Origin of the sequence: Gelidibacter sp. (assembly GCF_035515035.1) — a bacterium.
Taxonomy (GTDB): Bacteria; Bacteroidota; Bacteroidia; order Flavobacteriales; family Flavobacteriaceae; genus Gelidibacter.
Map to the genome: position 1 here is coordinate 33,595 of NZ_DATJCA010000171.1, position 26,632 is coordinate 60,226.

Consider the following 26,632-nt stretch of genomic DNA (forward strand, 5'->3'; position numbering starts at 1 on the left):
CTAATCGAAGTGCGAAATTAATGATTTTTGATAAAATAGAAGTCCTAAATGTCGGAAAAAGAAAACCTAAGGAATTAAGGTTAAAAAGTAGCACTTAAGGCTTTAAATTTGTTGGTCGTAAACAGCAACAAAGGCAGATTCTTAACGCCCTTTATTAAAATTTTTCTGGAAGCGATTTGCCTTTTCCAACAACAACTTTTGGGTTTCGGCATTCGTTTTGGTTTCGGAAATAACCTTGTTCTTTTGAACATACATTTTATGCGAAGCACCTCCAATGTTGGTGTCAATGAAAATCAACTCGCCCTCCTTAAAATAATAAGTTTCAAAAATGGTTTTATCGGTCATTTCAACATTTTTTATTTTATAAAGCTGGTTATTCTGTCCATCAACATATACAGTGTACTTGAATTTTCCTATATCCTTAAAACCTTCCCTATCGGTCAAAGCACCTTCAATGGTTTCTTCTTTTAAATTTGAATTGGCATCAACTTTTGAAATATAAGTATCAATTTCTTTTATGATATCACCAATGGATTTGCTAGGCTTTGGTCCGCAGGAAGTGAATAAAACAATAGCAAATAGGATTTGAACGCCTTTGAATTTCATTTAGTGGTTGTTTAATTATTTTTTAAGGTTTTGGATACATCAACCTGCTCAAGGTTTATTATATAGTTAAAGATTAAAATTCCTTTTAGCCACGAATACACGAATACTTATGGGTTTTCTCATAGTCTTTATGAGCTATTTCACGAAACAGACTTTTATTCTGTCAATGTAAAACTAAGGATTTTCAATCCATAATGGTTTGTTTTAACCAAAGTAGAACTGGTTAAGTGTAATCAAAGTCCGTAAGATTTACTTATCTCTTCCATCACTTGCTCATGAGAGAAGACCTGCCCTTCTTCAAGGTCTTTAGTTCCCGCTTTAATAAAAAGTTTTTCAGTCTCAGAAAGATCTTTCTAATTGAAGGTCCATAGCTACTAAGATTTAATCCTAAAGGTACTTATTAATTACAAAATATATTCACGCCACTAAACCAAAAAACTCACCAAATCTTCAATTTTCGAAATCAATTGAATCTTTATTCCTCTGTTCTTTAGTGCGATTTTATTGTATTTGGATACAAAAATAGTTGAAAAACCTAGCTTTTCCGCCTCCAAAATCCGTTGTTCTACCCGTTGCACAGGACGGATCTCTCCTGAAAGCCCAACTTCAGCGGCAAAACAGAAATCTTTAGGAATAGCGACATCCTCATTTGATGATAATACCGACGCCACAACTGCCAAATCAATGGCAGGATCATCCACCGAAATGCCTCCCGTAATATTCAAAAAGACGTCTTTAGCGCCCAATCGGAATCCAGCACGTTTTTCAAGCACTGCCAAAAGCATGTTTAAACGTTTGGCATTAAAACCTGTTGCAGATCGTTGTGGGGTCCCATAAACAGCAGTACTGACCAACGCTTGCACTTCAATCATGAGCGGACGCATCCCTTCCAAAGTGGAGGCGACCGCATTGCCTGAAAGCTCTTCGTCTTTTTTGGATATTAGAATTTCTGAAGGATTGGAAACTTCTCTTAACCCAGATCCTTGCATTTCATAAATCCCCAATTCATTGGTAGATCCGAATCGGTTTTTATGAGCTCTCAAAATCCGAAACACATGGTTACGATCACCTTCAAATTGCAGGACGGTATCCACCATATGTTCCAAAATTTTAGGTCCCGCAATATTTCCGTCCTTGGTAATATGGCCGATTAAAATAACTGGGGTTCCGGTTTCTTTGGCGAATTTTATAAGCTCCGTAGTGCATTCCTTAATTTGAGAAATACTGCCAGCGGACGATTCTATATATTCAGTATGTAAGGTTTGAATAGAATCGATCACTACAATATCTGGCTCAAGAGCTTCAATTTGCTTAAAGATATTTTGGGTCTTGGTTTCGGTCAAGATATAACAGTTAGCACTGCTAGGATTGATGCGTTCTGCCCGCATTTTAATTTGCTGCTGGCTTTCTTCACCTGAAACATAGAGGGTTTTATAAGGCAGTTTCAATGAGATTTGAAGTAGAAGTGTACTCTTTCCAATCCCCGGCTCTCCTCCCAACAAAATCATTGACCCTGGTACAATGCCGCCCCCAAGAACGCGGTTGAATTCTTCATCTTCCGTGTTCATTCGTGCGTCCTGAGTGACATCAATTTCATTGATGCGCAAAGGTTTTGATGCACGTTTTACGGTGGAGGAAGGGGTTTTCCAACTGGAGTTTTCTTCCTTTTGGATGACCTCTTCAACAATGGTATTCCATTCTTTACAAGCCGTACACTGACCTTGCCATTTAGAATATTGACTGCCACAGTTTTGACAGAAAAAAGTTGTTTTTAATTTAGCCATCCTTTAAAGTTTGAGCTAAATTAAAACTATTTGCGGTATTAGTTCTTATTATAAATCCTAATTCCGGTTTTATTAGTCAATATCACTTTCTTTATCATCACCGGCCACAGCGAGTCCTTCTACTTTTAATAGAATGAGATCTTTGTTGATATGTGGGGTGGATTCCAAATCTAGCGCAGATTCGTATAACTTTTTTGCTCGTTTGGTTTTGCCAATTCTTTCTGCGTGAAGCGCCATATAATAAGTGCCGTAAGACGTGGTTGGATCTTGTTTATTAGCCAATTTGCCAATTTTTTCAAGAGAGGCAAGATCATCACGTTGCTCAGCAGCTTTTACTATTTTCTCAAATTCATCTTCTGAAATAGGCTTGGAGATTCCGAACAAATCCTCAATTTTTTTGTAACGCTTACTGATGTAGGTATCCAATGTGCCTTCATAAGTAAGAATGTCCTCTTTAAATTCCCGATCACTGATGGGTTTATAAAGCTCAAATATTTTATCCAAGGCTTGAGATAAACCACCGGTCACCAAAGTATAGTGAGAGTGCCCTTCAAAATCATCAAAATAATACTTCAAGGCTTTGTTGTCAATTTGATTCAATTTTTGATCGGCTACAAGAACGCCATTTCGAAGCGGTGCAACATCATCACTACTGGTTACCATATAGTAAAAAACGTCTTCTTTTAACCATTTCAATCGGTTACTGATATTCTCATCCATATTCCCTTTAAAATCTGGACTTAAATTGACATAGGCTTTAAATATTGGATCATCCTTCAATAAGAAGGCATTCATAAAATTAGCCATGAGATCATGGCCAACTGCCACTTTGAATTTGCTGGTTCTATAATTACGATCAATGTGTGGTATTAATTCCGTACTGATGAATTCGTAAAATCGAGCTCCAAATTCTATAGGTAATCCTGTGACCTCATCATGATAACTATCATAAAAACGATCTTTCCCTTGTACCAGGCCCACCACTATGGATTCCGGCATCTTATCAAAATAAGTTTGGAAAGCAACTTGTCCAACCACCGGTTCAAACAAGTAATCCCCATCAAAAACTATAATCACGGGGTACTTCAAATTGGATGCAGGATCGTAGTTATTGGGAAGTCGGATTTTTAGATCTCTGGTTGTATTTAATTTTCGGGATTGAAAGCTTTCATAGATTGTTTGTGCATTAATAGACATAGCGCACAGCATGATGAAGAGAAAAAGTAGGGCTTTTTTCATCGTAAGTAGGTTTAAGGTTTGGGATGGTAAATATATACAAATATAGTTGATCTGTATAAATTATTCGATGAAATGCACGATTGTCCTAATTTTTATCTTTTATAGTGTAGATTTTTTCTAATAATATATCCTTATCTATAAAATCAGAAGCATTTAAAAGCAGACCCGATTGGTAGTTGTGCAAGGCCTTTTTGAGGTTGTTTTCATTTTCATAATACATGCCTGTATAATAAGCACTGATCATAGAGTCTGGAAATTCCTTTCGAGCCAATCTGGATAAATCCCTCAAGGCATCACGATCATCTTTTTTAAGTGCCGCGGCGGCTATTGCCCTGATATCGTTCTCAACCACTTTCTTTTCAAATCCGTAAAAGAACTTAATGTCTGCATACTTCTTTTCGAGATATTTAAACGGGCCTTCAGGATAGGTCAAAACAAGGTCTGTAAATTCTTGTTTGTTTATGGGTTTGTAGAGCGAAAATATTTCATTTAAAGCTTTTGGAATACCCAGTCCCACCAGTGAATAATGGTCGGCGTCCATAAAATCATCAAATCGATAATGTACTTTCGGATTGGTAAGCGCCGCCATTTGCGCGTTATGTGAAAGAATTTTTTCCTTTAAATCCACTATATCATTGTCAGCGCTTGCTATATAGTAGAAGGTATCGGTTTTAATAGTTGAAAGACGCTCTTGTACCCTAACGGTCATTTCTGGAGCCAAGTCTGGACTTAACAAAATGAAGGCCCTAAAAATGGGATTGTCCTTAAATAAATAATAATTAATAAAATTCGCACTCAAATCGTGTCCCACTGCAATTCTAAAATTGGAAACATTATATTTACTTTCAATGTATGGGATAAGCTCCATCCCTATAAACTCAAAAAAGGAAGCGCCTTCATGCGCAGGAAAATAAATTTCCTTGTCATAAAAAAGATCTTTTTCACGGCTGTTTCTTTGGTTGACACCTACCACAATAGCTTTGGGCATCTCGCCCCAATAAGCCTGATAATCGGCATTTCCAGCAATAGGTTCAAATAAATAATCGCCATCCAAAACAATTATCAATGGGTACTGTGATTTATCCTCAGGATTATAATTTCGAGGTAACTGAATCTTTAGCTCTCTCCTTTCGCCCAATTTTTCGGAATCAAAAGGTTGATAAATAACCTGGGCACCCATTGAGATGCTGATGAGAAACAATAGGACAAGGGTTATCTTTTGCATATAATTTGTGATTAATATTAGCTACGGCAAGGTAAAAAAATATTCGCATTGATTTACCAGGCCATTTTAATTGTTTAATAAAGACTCAACCTTTCTTGATCGTCTTTTGCTTCGCATTATAGACAGGCAAAAACAAAAAAGAAAGACTCCCCAGCACAATAATCATAAGGGTTTGGGAGCCCCACATAATCCAACCAAAGGCAATGCTAGGGTTTTCCGGAATGTCAAAAATAGAAAAAGCTGCACCAATAGCCAATGGATACACAAAAATGCCACCGTTGGTTGCAGCAATGGTAAAACTTCCTGCAATAAAGGCTATCAGCAACGCACCAATGGAAACGCCGTTTAAATCATCTACCGCTAAAGTGGTGATATAAAACATCAATACATACATGATCCAGATAAACAGTGTGTGGAAAATGAATAGCCATTTTTGCTCCATCTTAAAAATACTCAAAATTCCCTCCAATAAGCCGCGGGCAAAATTTCGCACCTTTAAGGCTATTTTGGATTGGCTTTTCTTTAGATAAACAAAAACAAGGATCGAAATAACAATCCCAATGGCTGCAAAAATTAGAAGCTTTTTTGGCTGGAAGGAAGTTTGTAAAAGTTCAAAAATAAAATCAAACTGTATCAAAAGCGTGACGGCAATAATGCTGAATAGAATGATCATATCTGCCATCCGTTCTGCTATAATGGTACCAAAAGCCTTCTGAAATGGGACCTCCTCATAATTTGTCAAAACTGCAGCCCTTAGCACTTCTCCAGATCTTGGAATACCAAAATTTGCCAGATAAGCAATAAAAACGGCCATAATTCTGTTGAAAAGCTTTACACTATAGCCCATTGGTACCAATAAATATTTCCATCGGTACGCTCGAGATAAATTACTGAGCAATCCAAGAAGCATCCCTAAAGCAATCCAACCGTAATTTGCCGATTTGAAATACGGAATGATTTTATCAATTGGCAATTTTGAAAAGGTATACCACCCAAAAAAAACGGCCAATAAAATCGGGAGTCCGATCCTTAATGTTTTTTTGGTCGTGGCGTTCAATACTATTTGAGTAAGTTGGTAGCTTCATCAGGAAAAACCAATGAAGGCTTAAAGGTTTTGGCCTCTTCTAAATCCATAAATGCATAGGTAATTAAAATAAGTGTATCTCCTACCGCTACTTTTCTTGCAGCAGCGCCATTAAGGGTAATTTCACCGGAATTTCTCGGACCAGGAATCACATAAGTGTCCAAGCGTTCGCCATTGTCATTATTGACAATTTGTACTTTCTCGCCTTGAATAATATTGGCTGCATCCATTAAATCTTCATCAATGGTAATGCTTCCTATATAATTCAGCTCCGCACCTGTACATTTGACACGGTGTATTTTCGATTTAACAACTTGTATTTGCATTTGGCAAAGGTAATTAATTAAGCGCTATATTATCTATAAGTCGGATATCTCCGGCAAAAACAGCAATAAAAGCTCTATATGATTTAGTTTTAGTTTTTCTTTGGATGGTTTGTAAACTTGCTTCATCAGCAATCGTGAAATATTCCAAGGTCAGCAAATCCTGCTCAGCAAACTGTCTTTCAACCCATTCCGTAACTTTATTCGCACTTTCCGTGCCAAAAAGATGTTTGGCAGTTTTTAGGGTTTTGTATATGAAAGGTGCTGCTTCTCGCTGCGCTTTGGTTAAACGTTCGTTTCTTGAACTCAAAGCCAAACCGTCATGATCTCTAAAAATCTCGACACCCACTATTTTGATAGGAAGTTGATGTGTTTTTACCAATTCTTGTATAATCCGAAATTGCTGAAAATCCTTCTTGCCAAAATAGGCCGTATCTGGCTGTACAATTTCAAACAAACGCTTTACAACTGTCCCAACACCATCAAAATGGCCTTTCCGAAATTGGCCTTCCATTTGGTCCTCCAAACCATTAAAATCAAAATGTTCAGAAGAAACGCTGTTTCCATAAATATCTTCGGCCGCTGGGGCATAAACAATCAGATCTTTTGAAACTGTTTGCAATAATTCCAAATCATTTGCAATGGATCTTGGGTATTTTTCAAGGTCGGAGGTATTGTCAAATTGCGTCGGATTGACAAAAATGCTCACCACCATTTGTGAGTTTTCTTCCAGTCCTTTTCTAATTAACGACAAATGTCCGTCGTGCAAAGCACCCATTGTAGGCACAAAACCAATGGTTTGGTTTTTTCGCCTCAGCCCATCTACAACCTGTCTTAAATCTTCCTTTTTATGGCTAATTATCATTATATAACAAAATATTAACAGCGTGCAAACTTAAGATTTTACTAGCAATCTGCATAAAATTTTGTAATTTTGCGTGTTTTAAATTTTAATTTTTTTAAACTCCGTGATTTATGAAAGATAAGAGGATATTGTACGTGTCTTCCGAGGTTGTACCTTATTTACCTGAAACTGAAATTTCTTCAATGTCATTTGAAGCTCCAAGAATGGTGAATAAACAAGGAGGACAAATACGGATATTCATGCCCAGATATGGAAACATAAATGAACGTAGACACCAATTGCATGAAGTAATAAGATTATCAGGGATTAATTTGGTCATCAATGACTTGGATATGCCTTTGATAATAAAAGTGGCCTCCATTCCTAAGGAAAGAATCCAGGTATATTTTATTGATAACGAAGAGTATTTTAAGAGAAAAGCCACCTTGACAGATGAAGATGGAAATCTTTATCCGGACAATGATGAGCGTGCCATATTTTTTGCCAAAGGCGTCATTGAAACCGTAAAGAAACTCAATTGGGCACCAGACATCATCCACGTTAATGGATGGTTGGCGTCTTTACTTCCTGTTTACCTCAAGGAATATTATAAAAATGAGCCGTTGTTCACTGAGAGCAAGATTGTGACCTCCATCTACGACCAAAGTTTTGAGGGCACCTTAAATACTGGGATGATCAACAAAGTGAAATTTGACAATATCGACGAATCAGCAATTAAAGTCTTAGAAAAGCCAAGTTTCATCAATCTGATGAAGATTGCGATTGATTACTCCGATGCCCTAATAAAAGGTTCATATGAATTGGATCCTGAATTGGAAGACTATCTAAAAGCATCAGACAAACCAGTTTTGGACTATTTTTCTCAGGAGGATTTTGCGGAACCCTACGCTGATTTTTATAACACCAAAGTTCTTAAATAATATAACCACACATTCTTCGCATCTAAATCCACTTACAAACAGTAATGAAAAACAAAAAAATCGCCCTAAAAAATCTATTTATCCTTGCTGTATTGATGACAGCATTCATTGCATGTGACAAGGATTTTGTATCGCTTGACTCAGATATTTCTGGTCTCAATAATTTTGATGTGGCTGACATGAAGTATGATGTCATCGCGTATTCCAATAAGTTAGGACCTGTTCAAACCAACAATTTACCATCCAATCTTTTTGGTTTTTATAAAGATTTGGTTTACGGAAATAGTACCGCCAGTTTGGTTACTCAATTGACACCAGTTACATTCGATCCAAAATTCCCTGAGGGAACACGCTTGGATTCTGTAGTTTTGACCATCCCTTTTTTTAGTAAATCTACGGGAGTTGAGAATGACATTACCTCTTACAAATTAGATTCTATCTATGGGGATGGTCCCATCAACTTTCGACTTTATGAGAACAACTATTTTCTGAGAAACTTTGATCCGAATTCAGGATTTAACCAACCTCAAAAATATTATTCAGACCGATCAATGTCTGCGTCAAGCCAAATACCTTTAACTTCCTTACAAGGTACAGTATTGAAGGATTCCACCAATTTTAAACCAAGTAACAAGGAAATCATTCTTAAAAAAGGGGACGAAATTACGCGTATAGCTCCCGCCTTGCGATTTAAAATGGACACTACTTTTTGGTCAAATAAAATTTTACTCAAAGAAGGCAACCCGGTATTGAGTAACGAAAATAACTTTCAAAATTATTTTAGAGGAATTTATTTTGAGGCCGAAGCCATCAACAATAACGGCACATTGATGATGCTTAATTTTGGAGCTGCCACTGCCAACATCACGCTTCATTACAGTTCGCCCCCTGCATCAACAGCAACTGACGCAGCGCGGATTACAGGTACGTATAGATTAAATTTCCCGGGCTATAATGCAAATACTACTTCGCCTTCAAGCAATTTGATTAACTTTTTCGATAACGATTTTATATTGAATTTGCCTAACGGCAACCCAGTTACTGGCGACGAGAAATTATACCTTAAAGGTGGTCAAGGCTCCATGGCCGTAATAAAACTATTTGAAGGTACTGATATGGATGCGGATGAAGGGACAATGACCGCTTTTGAAACGTTTAAAAATGATTTTGTTCAAACAGATGCTTCAGGAAAATTCGTAAAAGCCAAAAGGCTGGTCAATGAAGCCAATTTGATCTTTTATGTAGACCAAAGCCTTACGCAAGGACAGGAACCAGATAGAGTTTTCATATACGATACCAAAAACAACATTCCTTTGGTGGATTATTACTTCGATTCTGCTGAGATTTCCAGAAGCAATCACCTTGGAGTGTTACAACGTGTCAACGATGAGGCTAATTCTCAAGGCGTCAAATACAAAATCAAAATTACTGAACACATTAAAAACCTTTTATTGAAGGATTCCTCAAATGTTAGTTTAGGTTTAGCCGTTTCCACCAATGTCAATGTAGAAGACGCAATACTACAAGGATCTGTTCTAACTCCAACTAACAATTCTATCAAAAAACTACCGGTAAGCTCTATTTTATCTCCTAAAGGCACTGTCTTATACGGAAGTAACATAGTAGGTTCCGATGAAAATAAAAAGTTATATTTGGAAATATTTTATACTGAACCAAATAACTAATAGTCAACTTAATACCAAATAAAATATGTGCGGAATTGTCGGATATATAGGCCATAGAGAGGCTTATCCTATTGTATTAAAAGGATTGCAACGCTTAGAATACCGAGGCTATGATAGCGCTGGTATTGCATTATATGATGGCAAGGACCTCAACTTGTGCAAAACAAAGGGTAAGGTTGCGGATTTAAAGGAACTTTTAGAAAAAGAAATGTCCACCAGTGGAAATTTGGGTATTGGGCACACGCGTTGGGCCACTCATGGTGTACCAAATGATGTTAACTCCCATCCCCACTATTCCAATTCTGGCAATTTAGTGATCATCCATAACGGAATTATTGAAAATTACGATTCGCTAAAAAAAGAACTTATCCAACGTGGGTTTACATTTCAATCAGATACCGATACCGAAGTATTGATCAATTTGATTGAAGATGTCATGAGCAATGAAAAGATCAAATTAGGAAAAGCTGTTCAAGTGGCTTTAAACCAAGTGATTGGCGCCTATGCCATTGCAGTATTTGACAAAACAAAACCCAATGAAATTGTTGTAGCAAAGTTAGGAAGCCCCTTAGCCATCGGCATTGGTGAAGGTGAGTTTTTTATCGCTAGTGACGCGTCTCCTTTCATCGAATTTACTGACAATGCCATCTATCTTGAAGATCATGAAATGGCAATCATTAGATTGGATAAAGATATCAAAATCAGAAAAATAGAAGACGACTCTTTGGTCAATCCTTACATCCAAAAACTCCAACTCAATTTAGAGCAAATTGAAAAAGGTGGCTACGACCATTTTATGCTCAAGGAAATTTACGAACAACCTTTAGCTATAAAAGATACTTATAGAGGCCGATTATTGGTGGATGAAGGCATCATCAAAATGGCTGGTATAGAAGATAACATGAAACGCTTCTTAAATGCCGACCGCATAATTATTGTCGCCTGTGGCACCTCTTGGCATGCAGGATTGGTGGCTGAGTATATTTTTGAAGATTTGGCAAGAATACCTGTTGAAGTAGAATATGCCTCAGAATTTAGATACAGAAACCCTGTTATTACTGAAAAGGATGTGGTGATTTCAATTTCTCAATCTGGTGAAACCGCAGATACTTTAGCAGCTATTAAATTGGCAAAGTCCAAAGGTGCTTTTGTTTTTGGTGTCTGTAATGTTGTAGGGTCATCCATTGCAAGAGAGACCGATGCGGGTGCCTATACCCACGCAGGTCCTGAAATTGGCGTTGCCTCTACAAAAGCATTCACAACCCAAATTACAGTTCTTACGTTGATAGCCTTACGTTTAGCAAGAGCAAAAGGCACGATGTCAAGTACAGAGTACCGTCGTCAGTTGCAGGAATTGGAACTTATTCCAGAAAAAGTAAAACACGCATTAAAAGCCGATAAACACATCCAAGCCATAGCGGAATTGTATAAAGATTCGCGCAATATGCTTTATTTAGGTAGAGGTTATAATTTTCCAGTAGCATTAGAAGGTGCCTTGAAATTAAAGGAAATCTCTTACATCCACGCCGAAGGCTATCCTGCCGCAGAAATGAAACATGGCCCTATTGCACTAATCGATGAAAATATGCCGGTCATTATCATAGCCACCAAAAAGGGACACTACGATAAAGTGGTCAGTAATATTCAAGAAATCAAAGCCAGAAAAGGTAAAATCATTGGTATTGTAACTGAAGGTGATGTAAGTGTTAGAGAACTCGCCGATCACGTGATTGAAGTTCCTGAAACTTTAGAGAATTTATCTCCTTTATTAACTACCATTCCATTGCAACTATTGTCTTATCACATTGCAGTTATGTTAGGAAAAAATGTAGATCAACCAAGAAATCTTGCAAAATCCGTCACGGTAGAATAAGATTTCACTTCCTATTACTTTACAATAATAGCATATAACATCAGGCTAAAAACTACTTAATAGTAGCTTTTAGCCTTTTTTTTATCATTTTTAACAAACAACTGCATCTTCTATTGCCAAATAATACTATGCATGCATAATTTTTTATGAAAAACAATTCAAAGTATCATTTAATTATTTATATTGGTATCCAAATTAACTAATCTCCTAAAATGAAAACAATTCTTAAGATTATAATGCTGTTAAGTGTTACCCTCACTTATTCGCAAACCACAGTTTCCGGAAAAATAACCGATGGAACCGGTCAACCCTTACCAGGTGCCAACGTTATTATTGTAGGCACGTCAACTGGGACAATTTCAGATTTTGATGGAAACTACAGTTTAACCACCTCCCAAACCCCACCATTTTCTATTCAAGTAAGTAGTGTTGGATTTGAATCGGTAACAAAACAGGTCGCCTCATCAACCCAAAACCTCGATTTTATGCTTCGAGAAGGTACCTCTTTGGATGAAGTGATTATTTCAGCGTCCAGAACGCCAGAACGTGTTTTTGAATCGCCAGTAACTGTTGAAAGATTTGGTCTTAAGGAAATAAAAAATACAGCATCTGCCGGCTTCTATGACGGGTTGGAAAACTTAAAAGGCGTTGATGTCAACACCAACAGTTTGACATTTAAATCCATTAATACTAGAGGTTTCGCAACTTTTGCCAACACACGATTTATGCAACTGGTGGATGGAATGGACAACTCCTCTCCTGCTCTCAATTTCCCAATTGGAAACTTAGTTGGTATGAATGAAACTGATGTATTGAGCGTGGAGTTATTACCAGGTGCCGCATCTGCTCTATATGGCGCGAACGCTTTTAACGGGATTCTCTTTATGCGTAGTAAAAACCCATTTGACTTTCAAGGGATCAGTGGATACCATAAACAAGGTATCACTTCTCAAGATGGCAGTGGAGATAACACCTATAGAGACTCGGGCTTAAGATTGGCTTACAAATTCACCGATCATTTTGCCGCAAAAGTAAACTTTGGATGGTTAAAAGGAACGGATTGGACTGCCAACAACTACGGTGGTAAACCAAGCGGTGGTGCCACTAGAGCAAGTATAGATTACGATGGTTTTAATATTTATGGGGATGAAGTATCTACAAACATTAGAGCTGCCTCTGGAGGATTAGGAGTAATTCCAGATGTGATAGTGAGCAGAACAGGATATGAAGAACGTGATTTAACCGATTACAATGCAGAAAGCATCAAAGCCGACTGGGGACTATATTTCAGACCTTGGGCCAATGATTTTGAAATCCAGTATGTTGGTAAAGTTGGTACAGGTTCTACTCTTTACCAAGGAACCAACAGATATGCCATTGATAATTTCACTCAGCAACAACATAAAATTGAGGTAAAGAACGATAATTTCTTCGTAAGGGGCTATGTGGTTGCTGATAGTGCTGGAGATTCTTATGACATGGTTTTTACTGGAATTAATATTAACCGTGCCTGGAAACCCGATGCACAATGGTTTGGAGAATACATTCAAACTTATGCCGGCGCAACATTCAGTGGTGCAACGGAAGCAGAAGCCCATGCTGCAGCAAGAGCAGTAGCAGAAACAGGACGATTAGAACCAGGCACGCCTGCCTTCCAATCGGCTTTTGATAGAATTATTAAAGATCCTGATTTTGCTAGTGGTTCTCAATTTAAAGATCAGTCCAAATACTATCACGCAGATGGTAACTACAACTTTAGTCACTTATGGGATGCTATTGATATCCAAGTTGGAGGATCTTACAGAAGATATGAATTGAATTCATCAGGAACTATCTACACGGATTTTGATGGCTCTATTCCTTATTCAGAATTTGGTGTCTATACCCAACTGCAGAAAGAATTTGACTTAGGCGCAGAAATGAAATTGAAATTGACAGGTTCTGCACGTTATGACAAATCGGAATTTTTTGATGGTTTTCTGTCTCCAAGAATCTCTGCAGGTTTTACGGTCAACCAAAATCATAATATTAGAGCTTCCGTACAAACAGGTTTTAGAAACCCAACTACTCAAGATTTATTTATTGGGTTAGATGCCGGTCGTGCCGTATTGGTAGGTTCAGCGCCAAGCAACTTAGACCGTTACGTTAGAGATCATCCTGTGAGCGCAGCAGGCCAAATTGCATTCGGACAACCTGCCCAAATTTCTCAAACGGGAGGTGCAGCTTACACAAATTCATATTTAGCCTCTTCAGTGACTGCTTTTGCACAATCTGAAAATCCTGCCGATTTAAAAATTGGAAATTCAGCACTTGTAACTCCAGAAAAGATTACCACTGCCGAAGTAGGATATAGAGGTAAGCTCAATAGTGTGATCATTGATATGAGCGTCTATTACAACAAATACCAAGATTTCATTTCTGGCGAAGTTGTAGTTGCTCCTTTTTACGGAACTGCTGGAGACAATGCATTATCAATTGCTGCTATTGCAAATGGAGATTATCAAGTTTATCAAACCTACACCAATTCAAAAGCAGATGTCAATTCTTATGGTGGTTCTATTGGAATATCAACAAAAGTATTTGGGAATTTTGATTTAGGTGGTAGCTACACGTACACAAAACAAGATTTCGATCAGGCAGCATTCCCTGATTTTAAAACAAGCTTTAATACGCCAGAGCATAAAACAAAAATCAATTTCGGAAATACCGAGTTGTTTAAAAACTTTGGGTTTAATACCGCTTGGAGATGGAGTGACGATTATTACTGGCAAGCTACCTTTGGAGACGGTGCTATCCCAGCATACCACTCGCTCGATGCGCAAATTAACTTTACCGTTCCTACTTTAAAATCTACATTTAAGGCAGGGGCAACCAACGTTCTTGGTAAGGAATACTTTACGGCTATTGGTACAGGTTCTATCGGATCAATGTATTATGTATCTTGGACTATCAACAACCTATAAAACAAACTAACAATGAAAAATATAAAATATTTACTACTGTCCGCTATACTAGTTGCTTTTACAGCCTGTAGTGATGATGACTATGATTACAACCCAGCCCCCGAACCATTACCGGAGCTGACTGCAGGTTCTGTTGACTTTTCAAAATATGTAGCGGTAGGCGCATCTTTTTCTGCCGGATATACTGACAATGCCCTATTTATAAAAGCGCAGGAAAACTCCTTCCCTAATATTCTTGCTGGTATTTTTGAAAATGTTGGTAGTGGGACATTTTCACAACCCTTAATGAAAGATAATATTGGAGGCTTTGTTATAGGTTCTAATGTAGCGGTAGCTCCAAGGCTCTATTTAGATTTAACAGGAGCCAGTCCAGCGCCAAAATTGCTAAATGCTGTACCAACAACTCAATTAACTGATGTATTATCTGGTCCGTTTAACAACTATGGTATTCCAGGAGCAAAAAGTTTTCATTTAGGAATTCCTGGATATGGGGCTTTAAACCCTTATTTTGGACGTATGGCGTCTAGCGCATCAGCCACAGTTCTTGGTGATGCTGTAGCCCAAAATGCGACGTTTTTCACACTTTCAGAAATTGGTGGAAATGATGTATTGGCCTATGCTACTTCTGGAGGTACTGGAGTCTATCAATTAGGCAACTTTAATCCGGCAACTTACGGAAGTAATGACATTACAGATCCTGATGTATTTGCTGCTTCATTTTCAGGTGCGGTCAAGGCATTAACAAGTAATGGTGCAAAAGGTGTCGTCACCAATGTACCTTATATTACTAATTTGGCACATTTTACAACCGTACCACATAATCCATTAAGCCCTGCAAATCCTGCTTTTGGTCCTCAAATTCCAATGTTGAATTCCATTTTTGGAGCTTTGAATCAGATTTTCGCGGTAATTGATGCATCTAGAGTTATTGTCTTTTCAGAAACAGCCGCGAGCGCTGTCGTCATTCACGATGAAAGTTTAGCGAATATTTCTGCTCAAATAACTGGCGCTTTAAATGCGAGTCCAACCTTTCCTGCATTCATTGCACAATTTGGTTTGCCTCCCCAAGCGGCTCCATTAGTAGCAAATCTTTTAGGAGTAACTTATGGTCAAGCAAGACAAGCTACTGCCAAAGATTTATTGGTTTTACCTAGTAGCAGTATCATTGGAACTGTAAACACGGCATCTGTTGCCGCCCTTATGGCTCAGGGACTCCCTCAGCAACTTGCAGGACAGTTTTCTGTAGAAGGCGTTACTTTGCCTTTAGCTGACAAATGGGTATTAATCCCAAGTGAGCAGGCAGAGATCAAAGCGGCTACGGATTTATACAACCAATCCATTGCGGCCATTGCAGACCAAAACAACTTGGCCTTGGTAGATTTTAAATCTATTTTACAAACCGCAACAGAAAGTGGTTTTTCTGATGGAGATTTTATATTCACTACAAAATTAGTGACTGGTGGATTGATCAGCTTAGACGGCGTACACTTAACATCAAGAGGTTATTCGCTTATGGCAAACGAGTTTTTAAAAGCTATTGACGCCAAGTATGGCTCCAATTTTGTTGCGGCTGGCTATAAAGCAAAACCAGGACAATATCCAACAAACTATAACTCAGCATTAAGATAATTCAGATTAAAATTCAAAAATTAAAACACCTTTCAAAAGAAGGTGTTTTTTTTTGCTTAAAAAACGCCAAAAAGCACTTTTTAATTAGTTTAAAAATCATATCTTTGCAGCGCGAAAAACGAAGTACCCAACTTGATTGGGTACGTATTTTTTCGCTTTATATTTAATTCAACATTAAACAGATAAGTAATGTCAAAAGTTACAGGTAAAGTTGCACAAATCGTTGGCCCAGTAATCGACGTAGCGTTTGAAGCGGGTTCAGAGCTTCCAAAAATCTATGATTCTTTAGAAATTAAAAGACCTGATGGTTCTTTATTAGTATTAGAAGTCCAATCTCATATTGGTCAGGATACTGTTCGTACCATTGCGATGGATTCTTCGGATGGGCTTAGCAGAGGCACTGAAGTAGTGGCTACGGGTGCTCCTATTCAAATGCCAATTGGCGAAGATGTTTACGGACGTTTGTTTAATGTTATTGGTGATGCTATTGATGGATTGGGTGATTTACCTAAAGCCGGCGATGCTGGTTTGCCTATCCACAGACAAGCACCTAAATTTGAAGATCTATCAACTTCAACAGAAGTATTATTCACAGGGATCAAAGTTATCGACTTGATTGAGCCTTATGCAAAAGGTGGTAAGATTGGTTTATTTGGAGGTGCGGGTGTTGGTAAAACGGTTCTGATCCAGGAGTTGATTAACAATATTGCAAAAGGTCACGGTGGACTTTCCGTATTTGCTGGAGTTGGAGAAAGAACTCGTGAAGGAAATGACCTTTTGAGAGAGATGTTGGAGTCTGGCATTATTAGATATGGTGACGACTTTATGCAATCTATGGAAGATGGTGGATGGGATTTATCTAAGGTGGATAAAAACATCATGAAAGAATCCAAAGCAACATTCGTATTTGGACAAATGAACGAACCTCCTGGAGCTCGTGCCCGTGTAGCATTATCAGGATTGACCATTGCCGAGTATTTCCGTGATGGTGCCGGTGAAGCTCAAGGAAAAGACGTATTATTCTTCGTTGATAATATCTTCCGTTTTACACAAGCGGGTTCTGAAGTTTCTGCATTATTAGGTCGTATGCCATCTGCAGTAGGTTATCAACCAACATTGGCAACTGAAATGGGTGCCATGCAAGAGCGTATTACTTCAACAAAAAGAGGTTCCATTACATCTGTACAGGCGGTTTACGTTCCTGCGGATGACTTGACGGATCCTGCACCGGCAACAACGTTTGCCCACTTGGATGCAACCACTGTATTGTCTCGTAAAATTGCTGAGTTAGGTATTTATCCTGCGGTGGATCCATTGGATTCTACATCTCGAATCCTAACGGCTGAAATTTTAGGACAAGAGCATTACACATGTGCTCAAAACGTAAAAGAGTTATTACAGCGCTATAAAGAATTACAGGATATTATTGCTATTCTAGGAATGGAAGAGCTTTCTGAAGAAGATAAAATGGCTGTTGGACGCGCAAGACGTGTACAACGTTTTCTATCACAACCGTTCCACGTTGCTGAGCAATTTACAGGAATACCTGGGGTATTGGTTGATATTAAAGAAACCATCAAAGGATTCAACATGATCATGGAAGGTAAATTAGACCACTTACCAGAAGCAGCCTTCAACCTTAAAGGAACTATTGAAGAAGCTATTGAATCTGGCGAAAAAATGCTTGCTGAAGCCTAAAACAAGTAGGCAGTCGGCAGTCTTCAGTCTTCAATGGCTGCAGAATGTTGACTGCGGACTACAAACTATAAAACTATGTATTTAGAAATTGTATCCCCTGAAGCTTCACTGGTTAGTGGTAATGTTGAAAGCGTTACTGTACCAGGTATAGAAGGTGAATTCCAAATGTTGAACAATCACGCGGCTATTGTTTCCATTCTTGGGAAAGGCCCGGTGAAATTCAAGGGTAATGCTACCATTGCGGAAGGTCAGGAAGAAAACTTCACTAAAGAAGACGGAAGCTGGGTTATGTACATTAATAGTGGCACTGTTGAAATGAAAGACAATAAAGTAATTGTATTGGTTGACTAATCAAAACTTACTTCTTTGACATAAAAAAAATCACGCCCGAAAGCGTGATTTTTTAGTTTTAGACTTTAGAATTTAACCAATTTTCGCGGTTCTCTTTAATCTTGTTGGGTAAGTCCTTGGCGTTTTCTTCCATCGGCTTTAGATCGTAGATCACATCCGTGGCAATGGTGACCATTTTTTTGTTTTCAGTTCCAAAACGCTCATATATAATAGTAATCACCTCTCCTACTTTAAACGTATTTAGCACCGAATTGATACTTGCATTTCCGTCAAAGATAATGCCTCCAATTTTGAGAATTTTATCCCCTTTTTCAAAGCCCGATCTATATGCGGAAGAACCCATTTTAGGATGTGTCATAATTCTCTGACTCCTAACTGAGGCACCAAATTCAATCTCGTTTTTGGTTTTCAAGTTCAAGCCAACCTGTTTAAAAGCCTCTTTATAATCTGGCATGCCACTTTTAAAAATATAATTTTTAAAAAAATGATCACTGAATTCCGTTCCTGCATACTGATTCAGGCTTTGCCGAAGGTCCTCAACTGTATAGGGAATTTCCGTTTTCCCATAAGAATTCCAGACCAAGGTCATATAATCATCAAGATTCAAATTCTTTTCTCTTAAGGATAGGTCCAGAGCCAAGGCCAACATACTTCCATATGAATAATAGGAGATAAACGTGTTTTCTCTATTGGTATCATCTACGGATCTCGCCGCATCTACAAAAGGGGCTTGGTAGCTCATTTCAATAGGTGTAAAAAACTGTCTTGCCGAAGAAGTCCAAACATAATTAAAAGTCCTTAAAAGCCCGTCAATATATTTTTCCCGACTCATAATCCCAGATCTAACCAAAGACAGATCATCATAATAACTGGTAAACCCTTCCGCAAACCATAAATCGCCACTCATATTAGCTCTTGAAAAATCAAACGGTTCCAAAGATTTTGGACGTAAACGCTCCACATTCCAAATATGAAAAAACTCATGGGCAACGGTTCCAATATTCATTTCAAGACCTCCTTGAGATAAACTTCTTGAACTTGGAATAGATGTCGAATTCCGATGTTCCATCCCATCTCCAGTAGCATTTGGCATATAGCAGGCCAAGAAGATATACTCACCATAATCAAACCGTGGCAATTCACCAAAAACCTGCCTCTGTTCTAAAACTACTTTCTTGACTTTATCAAAATAAGCATCCAATTGTTCTTCTGTAGCAGCATCATCATGCAACACAAAAGTTATGGTTTGATCTTTAACTTTAAATGAACGCGTTCTGAAATTGGCAATTTCTACAGGACTGTCCATTAAATATTGGAAATCTTTAGCATAATAGGTGTTATTTTGTAAATGTTTGAGTTGGGTGGCGATCTTCCAATTCAGGTCTTCCCGAACATTGAAAGTCACCTCAATTTCCTGATCTTTGAGTTCCGGTGCATACATATAGACTGCGGGTGCATTAAAGTGTGCATGGGTTTCATCAAATTGCGCATAAGTACCATCGCCATGATTACCAAACAACGTGTAACTGACATGGATTGTACCATCATGGCCTTTAACCTTCCAAGAGTACGGATCTGGCCGCGTGGCAGTAAGTTCCTTTCCTTTTCCGTCGGTTACTTTTACATTGTAAACATTTTTCGCAAATTCATGCAAAGCATAGCGACCAGGCGAAGAACGGCTCATGGCAAATTCCGTCTCATCTGCTTGGAGATTAGTAAAAGTTGCGTTGATGGTAGCTTCGTGATGTACCGCATTTTCAAAAGAAATAGTATATTTTGAAGAAATTTGCGCTTGAAAAAGAAATGACGTCAGAAAAAAAATGAGGGAGAAAAGTATACGAATCATGGTTTTGAAATTTTGATTCGTAAATATACAATGATTTTAAACCTTTTTAAGACCTCAAATCACTCTTCGGGTCTCTTTTTGGAATCTTATTTTCCTCACTGCCATTTTACACCAAACATAAATACAGGTGTGAAATGTGCGACACAGAGTTTGATTTAAAATAAAGTAATTTCAACCAAACGCAGATGTCAAATTATAAAAACTACCTCCTCTGTAACAAAAATCCGTATTTTACTACCAATAAATAGAAGGTTGACAATACTCTAGGAATTTCTCCTTGAAAAATATTGAAGTGACGGTAGTAATAGTCGAACATTAGGAATTTAACCCATGTTTCTATTGAATAGAATTACCTAAAGCATTGAAAGATCGAGGTGAATACCCTTTCAATGTTATTATCAAAATAAATGGTCTAAGATTTTTAAAGTCTTATATTCCATTTTTAAATTAAAAATTATCCGATTATGATGGAGTGGTTTTCAGATTTAGAATTGTTCGCCAAGTTTTACTGGGTCATCGCCCTTATTGGCTCTCTCGTGTTCCTTTTCATTGTTATCATGACCCTTATGGGATTTGATGGTGGCGAGGATTTTGATGATGTTGACACATCGATTGATACCGATACTGGCATCGAATTTCAATTTATTTCACTTAAAAATCTTATCGGATTTTTTACCATTTTTGGATGGACGGGAATTGCCTGTATTGGCGAAGGATTTTCAAAACCCATCACCGTCTTAATTTCGGTAATTGCCGGTTTGATCATGATGACCATTATGGCTGCGATGTTCCATTCTATGAAAAAACTGACCGATAGCGGCACACTCGATTATAAAAATGCCATTGGCGCCATTGGTGAAGTCTATTTGACCATTGGCGAAAACCGTTCAAGAATGGGTAAGGTTAGCGTACGTGTTCAAGGCACTTTAAGAGAGCTCGAAGCACTTTCAGATTCCCTTACTGAATTGAAATCGGGCACCATTATTAAAGTTGTAGATGTCACCAGTAACGGCATCCTTATTGTCGATCAAACCATTAAACCAATAGAACCCTTTAAACCAAAAACCTATGAGATTCCTGCTGACACAAGAGACGTTTAATTTAGGGCTGCCCATTGCAGTCGTTGTTGCGATCCTCTTTATTTTTGTATTTTTAATCATCCTTATCAGACGCTACAAACGCTGTCCTTCCGATAGAATCCTGGTAGTTTACGGTAAAGTTGGAGGTGGCCAATCTGCCAAATGTATTCATGGTGGCGCTGCTTTTATTTTTCCTGTCATCCAAGATTATTCGTTTTTGACCTTGACGCCAATGTCTATTGAGGTCAACTTGGTAAATGCTCTTTCAAAACAAAATATACGGGTCAACGTTCCTTCCAGATTTACGATTGGGATTTCAACAGAACCGGGCGTGATGCAGAATGCTGCCGAACGTTTATTGGGTTTAGGCATGAGTGATATCCAAGAATTGGCCAAAGAAATCATTTTCGGTCAATTGCGTTTAGTTGTAGCCTCCATGGACATTGAAGAAATCAACAACGATAGAGATAAATTCCTAACCAACATTTCACAAAGTGTAGAATCGGAATTGAAAAAAGTAGGCCTTAAATTGATCAACGTCAATATTACCGATATTGTTGACGAGTCTGGATATATTGAAGCTTTAGGAAAAGAAGCTGCCGCCCATGCAATCAATGCCGCACGTAAGTCGGTTGCCGAAAAAGTAAGAGATGGATCGATTGGAGAGGCAAATGCCGTACAAGACCAAAGATCACAAGTGGCTGCGGCCAATGCTCAAGCAGTTGAAGGTGAAAATACGGCCAAAATTGCGGTGGCAAATTCCGATTCCTTAAGACGTCAACGTGAAGCAGAAGCAGACCGTGTGGCTACCGCATCTGAAAAAGTACAAACAGCAAAAGGACTGGAAGAATCTTACGCTGCCGAGAAGGAAGCTGAAATAGCAAGAGCTGAACGTGTGCGCTCCTCTCAAATGGCCGATATTATTGTACCAGCTGAAATAGATAAACAAAAAGTAGAAATTGATGCCGAAGCTGACGCAGAACGCATCCGTAGAAGAGCAAAAGGTGAAGCTGATGCTATTTTATTCAAGGCGCAGGCAGAAGCCCAAGGTCTATACGAAGTCTTGACCAAGCAAGCTGCAGGTTTAGATCAAATTGTGAAAGCTGCCGGCAACAATTCAAAAGATGCGGTATTGCTATTGATTGCTGATAAACTACCGGAATTGGTAAGAACACAAGCGGAAGCCATTAAAAATATCAAAATCGATAAAGTAACCGTATGGGAAAACGGTGGCAATGGCGATGGGAAATCATCAACGGCTAATTTCCTTTCAGGCATGTACAAATCAGTGCCACCATTGCAGGACATGTTCAATATGGCTGGAATGGATTTGCCTGAATATTTAAAAGGCAAGGACCAATCTGATGTCCAGAAAGAAAATCCAAAAAGTAAGAGCGTTCCAAAAAATGAGGAATAAGAGTTTTTAAGTTATTGAATTATCGTTTTAAATAACTTTTCTATATTTTTAAACAATGAAATATGCAGTCTTATTTATATTATTAAGCACTTTGGGATGTACGACCATGGGTCCAGTTAAAAGCGCATTATCTTCCGATGATGTCAAAATAAATAGAGTAATGAAAGACCTGCCTTCCCACGAAGTGCAGGTTTTCTTTTCTGAAGTCGTTCGTGACAAAAATGATAAGGTCAGTTTTAAGGAAGATCAATTTCAGGTAGACGATAACACGTATTTCTATCCTGCCAGTTCCGTGAAGTTACCAATAGCCATATTGGCTTTGGAAAAGTTGAACGAACACAAATTGCTCAATAGAAACACGACTTATCAAGTAGAAGGAGATAGCATCATCTCCTCATTCGCCAAAGATATCACCGACATATTTGCGGTAAGCAGTAACGCTGCTTCCAACCGATTGTTTGAGTTTTTAGGTCAGGATGACATCAACCGTCGTCTTAACGCTAAAGGTATTTCCGCTAGAATCTCACACCGTTTGTCCACACCAAACTCTGACGATTTGGTGACCAAGTCTATTTCTTTTTACAAGGGTGAAGAAATCATTTTTAAGACAGAGCCAATAAATAATTTATCTATTTCTCCTTTACACTTGAATCTGATAAAAAAGGGATTGGGATACACCGTTAGCGACAGCTTGGTCAATCAGCCGATGGATTTTTCTGATAAAAACTATTTGCCCATCAGTTCATTACATGGCATTCTAAAACGTTTGATATTTCCAGAATTATTTCCTAAAGACCAACAATTTCATGTTAAAGAAGATGATCGGCACTTTTTAATTCAAGCCATGGGAATCCTTCCTCGCGAAGCCGGATATACCACCGAGGAATATTATGATAGCTATGGCAAGTTTTTAGTTATTGGAGATAGTAAAAATCCTATCCCTGAACATCTGAAAATTTATAACAAAGTAGGTTATGCTTATGGCTATTTAACCGATTGCGCCTATATCGTAGACAGCAAGACAAAAAAAGAATACCTTATCACGGCCACCATCCATGTCAACAAAAACAGAATTTATAATGATGGTATTTACGAATATGACACTGTAGGCATTCCTTTTTTGGCAGCCTTAGGGCGGCAATTGGTTTTGGAAGGTCATTGAAAAGAGGAGTTTTTTTATCTTCAAGACAACCTGATTTAACATACGGACTCACTGATGCCAAAGGTGAAATCACTCAAATATTTAACATTCCTTTTCAGTCATTCTGTTACGATTGCTTAACTTTGCAAGCTAAACCTTAATGTATTGGCACTAGATCTACAAGACATCCCTCGTGTAAAAACTATTACCAAAGAGGATTTTATAAAGCACTATTTCAAGCCACAAAAACCTGTTGTAATTGAGCGCTTTATTGAAGAATGGCCAGCCTATGAAAAGTGGCGACTAGACTATATCAAGGAGATTGCAGGAGATAAGATCGTACCACTTTATGACGATCGTCCTGTACATCATAAAGATGGATTTAATGAGCCACATGCCAAAATGAAAATGGCAGATTATATCGATCTTTTAAAACGTGAACCGACCAAATTTCGAATTTTCTTGTGGAATGCCTTAAAGGAGGTACCACAGTTACAGAACGATTATTCCTATCCTGATTTTGGACTAAAGCTGATGAAAGGGTTACCTATGCTGTTTTTTGGTGGTAAAAACTCCCATACATTCATGCATTATGACATTGATCTTGCAAACATTTTCCACTTCCACTTTGAAGGAAAAAAACTATGCATTTTATTTGACCAGAAGCAAAATGATTATCTCTACAAGATCCCACATTCATTAATTACCCGAGAGGACATCGATTTTTCAAATCCAGATTTAGAAAAATGGCCCGCACTCAAAAAAGCAAAAGGGTATAAAACTGAATTGAACCATGGCGAAGTTTTATATATGCCAGAAGGGTATTGGCATTATATGAAATACTTGACTCCAGGGTTTTCAATGAGTTTAAGGGCTATCGCCAGAAACCCAAAAAACTTTGGGAAAGCCGTTTATAATATTGTCATCATGCGGCATTTTGATGCCATGATGCGCAAGCTACAAGGTCAAAAATGGATTGAGTGGAAAAACGAAAAAGCCATTAGCAGGACCCTAAAGAGTTTAGGTTAAATACTTAGCGCATTATTAAAAAACATAGTTATATTTGCGCAAAAATTAAACACAACTATTTTATCATGAAAAAACTGATTGTAATCTTATGTGTCTTGAGCGTTTCTTTTGTAAATGCACAGGCCTTTATAGGAAACACTGATAACAAATTTCAAATTGGAGCAAACTTCCAAGATAATGCAACAGGGATTAATGTAAGCTATGATTATGGTCTTGGCGAAAACATCTCTATAGGTATTGTAGGCGCCTACGCTTTAGGTGTCAAGGAAGAATTGAATGCTAGTTTTGGTGATCGTTTTGACGTTAAAGGACGATTTAATGCGCATTTAGGGAGCGTATTGAATGTTGATGAAAGTTTTGATGTTTATCCAGGTTTAAACCTGAGCTTAAAGAATTTTGGAGGTCATGTGGGCGCTCGTTATTTTTTCTCAGATGGTTTTGGAGTTTTCTCCGAAGCGGTGTTCCCAATTGCAAAATATAAAGCCAACATCACCAATCCGGCGCAGTATATCTACAACCAATTTGTATTCACTATTGGCGCGTCATTTAACTTATAAACAGCATTTTAATTGATATTTTAAACTGTACGGTTCTTCGGAATGGTACAGTTTTTTTGTTGATATTGGTCTGTTGTCTTTTGTCAAAAATGAACATTCTTCAATCGATAATCGTCTATCAAACTTGGCCACCTTCTATCCACTCATTTCTTTAAATTAAGAATTATTTTCAGCGGATCGCACGAATTTTTGCAGAGTTTTCGAGCAATGTAGAGGCTTGATTAGTTTGGAGCGTGATAAACAAACGTTGTTATTCGTTAATCACTATTCAAAAATCAATATTCGTCGGTCGTTAATTGTTATTAATCAATCTTCGCGATTTTTCCCTCATCTATACTTTCTCACCTCTAATGCTTTATGCCTAAAAAATCTCATTGACCTTATCATACACCAAATGGCTTTCCCATCCACGATAAAACAAATAATCTGCCAATTTTTTCTTCTTCTTTAAAACGTTGGTTTCTTTAATACTTTCTGCCTTCTTTTCAGCCAGTGCATGAAAAGTTTCCAAATATTCTTGCTCGGTTATGGTTTGAAGGGCCAAGGAAATTAGAGTTTTTCCAATATCTTTTTGCTTTAGCTCGCGTGTCAAACGTTGTTTTCCCCATTTCTTAATTCTGAATTTTCCGCTGACGAAAGCTTTGGCATAGCGCTCTTCATTTAAGAAATTGTCCTGCATAAGTTTTACCACGATATGGTCAATAGCTTCAGGAATCATTGACATGTCACGGAGCTTTTGGATGACTTCCTTGTGACAGCGTTCTTGATAACTGCAGTAGTGTTCCATTCTCTTTAAAGCTTCATCGACGGTATAGGTTTTTTTCGAAAACATATGCAAAAATAGCAACTAATTTAATAATATCTCATAAATCGTAACGTGTTGAATGTAAGGTATTTTAGCTTATATTTGATCACCTGTGTTAGCAATAAGTATTAATTAATTTTCTCATGATTAAAAAATACACATTTTTATTGGTAGCATTCATATGCTCTGGTTTGTCTGTGTATGGGCAAGGCTCGGAGAGTTTTACGAACATTCCAACATCAAGTCCAAATACCTATCAACCACGTATTTGGACTGGAGATGATGGAACTATTTGGAATGCGACCAACGCACGCACCGATCAAACGTTAAATGGTAGAGCAATTTGCTTAAACAATAGTGGATTTGTAACCTCTTCAAATTATTCCTCAGGAATTGGAATGCTGTCCTTCACCTATGCAAGAGCATTCACAGGTACCGCTCCACGTAGTATAACAGTTTGGGTAAATGGGCTTCAATGGGGATCTACCATAAATGTTTCACCGACCTCTGACA

21 protein-coding genes and 1 pseudogene are annotated in these 26,632 nt (G+C 37.9%); 13 read left to right on the plus strand and 9 right to left on the minus strand.

The window, feature by feature from the left end:
• Positions 1-141: 141 nt before the first annotated feature.
• The 7 genes from VLZ86_RS14810 to panC form a co-directional block, all read right to left on the minus strand.
• The gene (locus VLZ86_RS14810; protein WP_325452718.1) at positions 142-606 is read right to left on the minus strand and encodes a hypothetical protein; all 465 of its coding nucleotides are present in this window, start codon (positions 604-606) and stop codon (positions 142-144) included.
• A 425-nt stretch (positions 607-1,031) separates the two neighbouring features.
• Complete coding sequence (radA, locus tag VLZ86_RS14815) at positions 1,032-2,390, minus strand: DNA repair protein RadA (protein ID WP_325452720.1); 1,359 nt, start codon at positions 2,388-2,390, stop codon at positions 1,032-1,034.
• 72 nt (positions 2,391-2,462) lie between these two features.
• Positions 2,463-3,629 (minus strand): alpha/beta hydrolase, encoded by a 1,167-nt coding sequence (locus VLZ86_RS14820; RefSeq protein WP_325452722.1) that lies wholly within the window; start codon positions 3,627-3,629, stop codon positions 2,463-2,465.
• A gap of 85 nt (positions 3,630-3,714) precedes the next feature.
• Positions 3,715-4,854 carry an alpha/beta hydrolase gene (locus VLZ86_RS14825; RefSeq protein ID WP_325452724.1) on the minus strand — a complete coding sequence of 380 codons (1,140 nt, stop codon included), beginning with the start codon at positions 4,852-4,854 and terminating at the stop codon, positions 3,715-3,717.
• A gap of 85 nt (positions 4,855-4,939) precedes the next feature.
• Positions 4,940-5,911, minus strand: a complete 972-nt coding sequence (locus tag VLZ86_RS14830) for a lysylphosphatidylglycerol synthase transmembrane domain-containing protein (RefSeq protein ID WP_325452726.1) — start codon at positions 5,909-5,911, stop codon at positions 4,940-4,942.
• 2 nt (positions 5,912-5,913) lie between these two features.
• Positions 5,914-6,264 (minus strand): aspartate 1-decarboxylase, encoded by a 351-nt coding sequence (panD, locus tag VLZ86_RS14835; RefSeq protein ID WP_133757156.1) that lies wholly within the window; start codon positions 6,262-6,264, stop codon positions 5,914-5,916.
• A 13-nt stretch (positions 6,265-6,277) separates the two neighbouring features.
• Positions 6,278-7,126, minus strand: coding sequence for a pantoate--beta-alanine ligase (gene panC / locus VLZ86_RS14840; protein ID WP_325452730.1), 849 nt, complete (start codon positions 7,124-7,126; stop codon positions 6,278-6,280).
• Positions 7,127-7,236: 110 nt separating this feature from the next.
• Here panC and VLZ86_RS14845 point away from each other — a divergent pair, with 110 nt between their 5' ends.
• The 7 genes from VLZ86_RS14845 to VLZ86_RS14875 all read left to right on the plus strand — a co-directional run bounded on the left by VLZ86_RS14845 (position 7,237) and on the right by VLZ86_RS14875 (position 18,245).
• Positions 7,237-8,046 (plus strand): glycogen/starch synthase, encoded by an 810-nt coding sequence (locus VLZ86_RS14845; RefSeq protein ID WP_325452731.1) that lies wholly within the window; start codon positions 7,237-7,239, stop codon positions 8,044-8,046.
• Positions 8,047-8,090: 44 nt separating this feature from the next.
• Positions 8,091-9,731: a DUF4270 domain-containing protein gene (locus tag VLZ86_RS14850; protein WP_325452733.1), complete on the plus strand. Its 1,641-nt coding sequence runs from the start codon at positions 8,091-8,093 to the stop codon at positions 9,729-9,731.
• A gap of 25 nt (positions 9,732-9,756) precedes the next feature.
• Positions 9,757-11,604 (plus strand): glutamine--fructose-6-phosphate transaminase (isomerizing), encoded by a 1,848-nt coding sequence (gene glmS / locus VLZ86_RS14855; RefSeq protein ID WP_325452734.1) that lies wholly within the window; start codon positions 9,757-9,759, stop codon positions 11,602-11,604.
• Between the two features lie 212 nt (positions 11,605-11,816).
• Positions 11,817-14,567 (plus strand): TonB-dependent receptor, encoded by a 2,751-nt coding sequence (locus VLZ86_RS14860; RefSeq protein ID WP_325452736.1) that lies wholly within the window; start codon positions 11,817-11,819, stop codon positions 14,565-14,567.
• 12 nt (positions 14,568-14,579) lie between these two features.
• Positions 14,580-16,196, plus strand: coding sequence for a G-D-S-L family lipolytic protein (locus VLZ86_RS14865; protein WP_325452738.1), 1,617 nt, complete (start codon positions 14,580-14,582; stop codon positions 16,194-16,196).
• Positions 16,197-16,385: 189 nt separating this feature from the next.
• Positions 16,386-17,894, plus strand: coding sequence for a F0F1 ATP synthase subunit beta (atpD, locus tag VLZ86_RS14870; protein ID WP_325452740.1), 1,509 nt, complete (start codon positions 16,386-16,388; stop codon positions 17,892-17,894).
• Positions 17,895-17,969: 75 nt separating this feature from the next.
• Complete coding sequence (locus tag VLZ86_RS14875; protein WP_325452742.1) at positions 17,970-18,245, plus strand: F0F1 ATP synthase subunit epsilon; 276 nt, start codon at positions 17,970-17,972, stop codon at positions 18,243-18,245.
• Between the two features lie 58 nt (positions 18,246-18,303).
• On the opposite strand, the gene VLZ86_RS14880 is transcribed toward VLZ86_RS14875, so the two are convergent.
• A complete protein-coding gene (locus VLZ86_RS14880; protein WP_325452744.1) occupies positions 18,304-20,091 on the minus strand; it encodes a peptidase M61 in 1,788 nt (595 codons plus the stop codon).
• A gap of 464 nt (positions 20,092-20,555) precedes the next feature.
• On the opposite strand from VLZ86_RS14880, the gene VLZ86_RS14885 reads away from it, so the two are divergent.
• The 5 genes from VLZ86_RS14885 to VLZ86_RS14905 all read left to right on the plus strand — a co-directional run bounded on the left by VLZ86_RS14885 (position 20,556) and on the right by VLZ86_RS14905 (position 25,314).
• Positions 20,556-21,191, plus strand: a complete 636-nt coding sequence (locus tag VLZ86_RS14885) for a hypothetical protein (protein ID WP_325452746.1) — start codon at positions 20,556-20,558, stop codon at positions 21,189-21,191.
• Complete coding sequence (locus VLZ86_RS14890) at positions 21,160-22,587, plus strand: flotillin family protein (protein ID WP_325452748.1); 1,428 nt, start codon at positions 21,160-21,162, stop codon at positions 22,585-22,587. Before VLZ86_RS14885 ends, VLZ86_RS14890 begins: the two co-directional genes overlap by 32 nt.
• A 55-nt stretch (positions 22,588-22,642) precedes the next feature.
• A complete protein-coding gene (locus VLZ86_RS14895; protein ID WP_325452750.1) occupies positions 22,643-23,749 on the plus strand; it encodes a serine hydrolase in 1,107 nt (368 codons plus the stop codon).
• A gap of 144 nt (positions 23,750-23,893) precedes the next feature.
• Entirely contained in the window at positions 23,894-24,757 is an 864-nt protein-coding gene (locus tag VLZ86_RS14900; protein ID WP_325452752.1) for a cupin-like domain-containing protein, read from the plus strand.
• Positions 24,758-24,822: 65 nt separating this feature from the next.
• Complete coding sequence (locus VLZ86_RS14905; RefSeq protein WP_325452754.1) at positions 24,823-25,314, plus strand: DUF6646 family protein; 492 nt, start codon at positions 24,823-24,825, stop codon at positions 25,312-25,314.
• A 361-nt stretch (positions 25,315-25,675) separates the two neighbouring features.
• On the opposite strand, the gene VLZ86_RS14910 is transcribed toward VLZ86_RS14905, so the two are convergent.
• A complete protein-coding gene (locus VLZ86_RS14910; protein ID WP_325452756.1) occupies positions 25,676-26,146 on the minus strand; it encodes a regulatory protein RecX in 471 nt (156 codons plus the stop codon).
• A 116-nt stretch (positions 26,147-26,262) separates the two neighbouring features.
• Between VLZ86_RS14910 and VLZ86_RS14915 the strand changes: the two are divergent.
• A pseudogene (locus VLZ86_RS14915) lies at positions 26,263-26,632 on the plus strand (hypothetical protein); the annotation flags it as partial.